Here is a 4,913-nt window from a genome sequence, read left to right as displayed (position 1 = left end):
TGAAGTATTATCCACTGGTTGATAAGGCCATTTGGACGTCTCAGCGTTTTCAACTGGAGCCTCTACCGCCTAACGATATGCGCTATGGAATTTTACGGAAGGCGTCTGAGTATTTTCCCGAGCTTTGGAATGCGTGTCTCGAGTGAGGAGAACTTCCTGGGGTAAGGTTGGAAAGACATGGCGCCTCTTGCGTTTGGAGCTTGAGGCCTGGCTGCGGCAACCGGAGCCGGCGGGGGATGGGGAGCCGGAGAAGTAGTGGGGCTTGTAGTTGCCTGAAACCGGGAAGCTCGGATTTCAACCGTAGGTGCGGTTCAATTATGAGTTAGCCCACCAACTTTGAGATTAGTAGCATCCTGTTTGCTGTGGAGGTACGATGAATAACGACGATATGATCAAAGAGCGTGTTGAATTCTTGAAACTGGAGTATCAGAAACTACAATCGCATATGGAGTTTTTGGAAGAATCCGAATGGAAGGTACGGCAACTCTCAATCAGTCTTTGGCTTGCGGCGGCAGGAGTAGGATTGGGATTGCAGGGGATTGTCCCAAACAATTTGTATATCTTGGTCATAAGCGTATTCATACCAATTTTATTCCTGTACATAGATGCAAGAATAGGTAGATGGCACAGTTCACACAAGGCCAGACGGCAACAAATCGAGTCTTTCTTGTCGTCGAAGGAATATATATTGCCTGGGACAAACCAGAAAATATCTTTTGCTGAATTCTGTTCTGACATCCAGAAGAGTTACCTATTTCCAGTCCTCGATTTTGGCGGCAAGGCAACTTGCCAGAAAGACAGGAAGTACATTTTTGATACAGAAGCAACTTTCCCGCACATGATGGTGGGAGTCAGACGTTACTTCTATCACTCACAGATTTTAGGAGCCCTTGTTCTGTTATCAATCTACTTGTACAGCGTCTACGGAAATGCTTGGTCATTTCTTTTGGTTGCTATCAGCCCAGTCTTCTATTTCTCTTTAACAAGGTCAGTCAAGAATAGACGAATAAGGATATTTTCAAAAGATACGGGGGGCTAACCAAACGCTGCACCTGACCTCAGCAGCATTATGCGTTTTCAGGATTCAACATCTCGCCACTCACCGCGACAGGTGAGATTTGTCGTTAGGCGGCGCCTGGCCAACATCGCCTCAGTGAACACTACAGATGGATAGTGAAAATACCGAGATGTCTAACGAACCACCTTGGGAGAGTTTCTATATGGGTGGCTTCCCTGCAGGGGGAGTCTTTAGTATGCATGTGCATAATTTGCACAGGATTGTCGAAAAGGCAGTGTTAGATAAAGACGACGAATATTACACAAACACACTCTCCGTTTGCTTCATAGGATTGATTTCATACTTCGAGGCGTTCAGCAAAGATCATTTTGTCGCGCTAATCAATATCTGTCCGCAATTGCTCGCTAGACTGAAGGCAGATGGACATGATGTCAGCATTGACGCAACAGATTTTCTTCGTTTTGGGGATGCGGCTAGGCACACTATTGGTAGCTTTGTCGGGCAGAAGTATGATTTTGGAACACCTAAGCGGATAAACTCCCTCTATCAGAGCATGTTAGCCGTGACCCCTTTCTCCAAAGATGATACAGTTCGTTTTAACGAGCTTTTGAACGATAGGCACTTACTTGTGCATCATGGCGGCGTTTACACCACGAGCTATGCATCACAACAATCATCAAAAAGCCCTGGCACAAGTAGGGTCTTTTTTGACTCGCTCACTATTACAAAAGACAGATTCAACGAGGCTACATTGTTCCTGCAAACTATTGCTCAGAAAACAATCCATGCTTCCGAACGAGCGCTGCGAGAGTTCATTGCTGCCAACAATATAGTGCAGTCGAATGCTCAAAAAGAAGCTACGTATCATCTTACAATGTGGTTTGAGTTCTAACCGGCCATGGGTCGCCCAAGAATCGCTAAACACAATGCCGCTCCTTGCTATCAGGCAGTTAAGTGGGAAGCGGGGATGAGGCAGAATGTGACTTGCGCCGCGGGCGGCGTTTGGTTTGTATCGCGAGTAGGCTGAGATGGTCAATCAACACTGGGGAAGCGTGAATCAGCAGGCCGGATTCCCAAACTGGCCATTGATGACGATTCGATAGTGGGGTGTTACGGTTCTGAAAATGCCCATAAAAAAACAAACAACTTTGCCGCCTCCCTTGTTTGACTTCACCACTATGAGAGGACAGGTTTTACCTGTGCGTGAAGATAGCCCAGATGTGCAGCTATACTACGAACATCCAAACGGCAAGCTATTCTTGGGTGATTCGATAGAATGGCTAAAATCGCTTGCAAACGATTCGGTAGACCTTGTTTTTGCCGACCCGCCCTACAACATCAAGAAGACAGAGTGGGATACGTTTGAAAGTCAAGAGGCCTATATCGAATGGTCTATTCGATGGATCAAAGAGGCTGCGCGCGTCCTCAAAAATACCGGCTCTTTGTACATCTGCGGTTTTTCCGAAATTCTGGCTGACCTTAAGCATCCTGCTTCTCGCTATTTTCATTCAAGCCACTGGCTGATTTGGAGTTATCGAAATAAAGCCAACCTGGGCAAGGACTGGGGGCGCTCGCACGAAAGCATTTTGCATTTTCGGAAATCATCCGCTTTTGCGCTCAGGGTTGACGACATTCGTATCCCTTACGGCAATCACACCCTCAAATACCCTGTTCACCCACAAGCAACAACAAGCCAATATGGAAATGGAAAACGCCAAACCGAGATCTGGACGCCCAATCCTTCATCCCCTGTCACTTTTGTAAATGACAGGGGGAGAGACCGGGAACTGGACGCGTGAGAATAAAGGGGCCAAGGAAAGCCTCTGGAAAGGGGGAGTATGGCGGCTGTGCGGCTCAATGGGCAGGCTGCCAAACACGATTGACTATCCAGATACATGAGGGGTGCCCAGGGGACGAAGTCTTATGCAGAGTATTCGCGACCCATAATGGCTGTTGAGTCAGGTGGTTGGCGATCATGACCAGTAGCTGTTGCGTGAACAATAATGGGCTCCTTACGCAGGAGTAAAGAACAAGTTGAGCCAACGCAGCCGGTTGCGTGCGCAGGCTTGGTTAGACAAGGTGCTGTACGGCGAAACCGACTGGCAAGCGCCAGTTCATGGTTCGGCAGCGTTGCACGTAGTCACGACCCAAGCGAAAAATGCTGTAGTCGCACTGATCGGCGGGTGCGAGTTCTTGTTGGCGTCTGTGACGGATGAGCCATTCGCCGACATAGATCATCCAGAGCACGGTGGTCGCCATGCCCAACAACAACGTATCCAAACGCTCCGGGTCATCAAGTTGGCTGTTTTCCAGATCAAAGCCGCAGCTTTTCCAGTCGCGGAAAGTAGGCTCAATCCAAAAACGCTTGCGACCGCGGCGCCAGGCGTGCGCATCGGCCGACTGATCCAAGGCCCAATAGCGCGGGGATTCCTGATTGGGAGACCAATCGGCGATGAGGTTGACCGGGCCGAAGTGATGTTCTTTGGTCAGGTACACCTTTTGCACGTAGCGGCGCTCGCCAACGGTGAGACTCAGGTCGCGTAATGGCTGCCAGAGACCATCGATGGTCTGGATGTATAGATCGGACTTCAAGCCGACCTGCCAGTGCCAGTGTTGATCCTGGCAGTATTGTTGCAGGGCCACCGCTCGGAACTCGGCATCCCCGTAGAAATGTACCCGTTGCGCAGGGGGTAGATCGGGCTGCACGCGCTTGATGAGGGCAAGCTGTTCATCCGCACTCGTCGCGCCGAAGGGGATCACTTGCCAAGCCAGCGGCAACAGACGCTTGTGATAAGCGGCGCCCAAGGTGAGCACACTCCACCGATCCGCCAGATCGGTGCGGTCCATGACCAGATTGACTTCGCAACCTGTCCAATGTTGAAACAGGTTGCGCACCAAGGATCGGTAGCATCCCCGCCGATCCAACTGCTCGCTCTTGAGAAAGCGACGCACACGTTGGATGAGATTCTCTCGCTGACCAGGCAAGGGTAGTCCCAACGCCAACGTCGCCAAATGGCAGTTGGGACTAACCGCCAAAGCCTGGCACAGCAGAGCCAGATTCGCAATCTGCGGTTTGCTCGCCGGCATCCCAAGCGCCGTCAATTGTTGCACTAACTGCCTATGTAATTGTAAACTGTTCACCGGGCACTCCTTTTGGTGGTAAGCCAGATCGATTGTTTCCAATCTACTGTATCACTTTTGGAGTGCCTTGACTACACCTTGCTGTCGGAAAAAATACAAATAGTTCGCAAATTTAATACGCTATATCTGTACTCATTAAAAAAAACTGACAGGGGATGAACGCCCAATCCTCTAGGCGCAAAACCAAAAGATGTGATTGAAATCCCGACGACCTCCAACGGAATGGAGGAAAAAACGCCCCATCCCACGCAAAAGCCAGAAGAGTTGCTAAGAAAATTGGTGTTAGCGGCTTCGGATGATGGGCAAATAGTCATAGATCCTTTTTCGGGTTCAGGAACCACCCTGGTCGTAGCAGAACAACTAGGCCGGAAATGGATGGGGTGCGATATCAACGCCGAATACAATGCGTGGGCTGTTAAACGAATAGCCAACGCTCGCAGGAAACCCGTCTCTGAGTGGATAGAATTCGATAGAAAGAATGCTGAACGCAGAGAAAGCATACGATGAGTCTCACGGAACTTCTCAGCATCGCCGCCAACAAGGAAAATTTCCGTTCGTTGACCGATTACATCAAATTCTGTCGGCGTTATCTTGATTTTCTCACGGATGGCATTCAGGCTGAGATCGTTTCGCAAAACGAATCCAATTATCGCTTCTTTCAATACCGCGAAGATGGCAATTTCAACATCACTCGGCCAGTAAATGCCAATTTGATGTATACCGTAGAAAACGGCGCGGTGATAGAGGAGGGATT

At 49.4% G+C, this 4,913-nt stretch carries 3 protein-coding genes and 2 pseudogenes; 4 read left to right on the top strand and 1 reads right to left on the bottom strand.

Features of this window, described 5'->3' with window-relative positions; translation table 11 throughout:
- The first annotated feature begins 373 nt into the window (after positions 1-373).
- From ACPQ6D_RS23670 to ACPQ6D_RS23660, 3 genes and pseudogenes are all read left to right on the top strand, one after another.
- Positions 374-1,039, top strand: a complete 666-nt coding sequence (locus ACPQ6D_RS23670) for a hypothetical protein (protein ID WP_423226820.1) — start codon at positions 374-376, stop codon at positions 1,037-1,039.
- A gap of 127 nt (positions 1,040-1,166) precedes the next feature.
- Positions 1,167-1,910 (top strand): hypothetical protein, encoded by a 744-nt coding sequence (locus ACPQ6D_RS23665; RefSeq protein WP_423226819.1) that lies wholly within the window; start codon positions 1,167-1,169, stop codon positions 1,908-1,910.
- A gap of 286 nt (positions 1,911-2,196) precedes the next feature.
- Positions 2,197-2,760, top strand: a pseudogene (locus ACPQ6D_RS23660) (DNA-methyltransferase); the annotation flags it as partial.
- 328 nt (positions 2,761-3,088) lie between these two features.
- Here ACPQ6D_RS23660 and ACPQ6D_RS23655 read toward each other — a convergent pair.
- Complete coding sequence (locus tag ACPQ6D_RS23655; protein WP_423225457.1) at positions 3,089-4,159, bottom strand: transposase; 1,071 nt, start codon at positions 4,157-4,159, stop codon at positions 3,089-3,091.
- Positions 4,160-4,321: 162 nt separating this feature from the next.
- Here ACPQ6D_RS23655 and ACPQ6D_RS23650 point away from each other — a divergent pair.
- Positions 4,322-4,666, top strand: a pseudogene (locus ACPQ6D_RS23650) (DNA-methyltransferase); the annotation flags it as partial.
- Positions 4,667-4,913: the final 247 nt, after the last annotated feature.

The organism is Candidatus Amarolinea aalborgensis (genome assembly GCF_900491745.1).
Taxonomy (GTDB): domain Bacteria; phylum Chloroflexota; class Anaerolineae; order SSC4; family Amarolineaceae; genus Amarolinea; species Amarolinea aalborgensis.
Note: the sequence above shows the minus strand (reverse complement) of the source record. Positions and strands in the feature narration are given on the sequence as shown.

Coding starts and splice junctions, on each gene's coding strand:
- ACPQ6D_RS23670 (WP_423226820.1), top strand. CDS start 374: ATGAATAACGACGATATGATCAAAGAGCGTGTTGAATTCTTGAAACTG.
- ACPQ6D_RS23665 (WP_423226819.1), top strand. CDS start 1,167: ATGGATAGTGAAAATACCGAGATGTCTAACGAACCACCTTGGGAGAGT.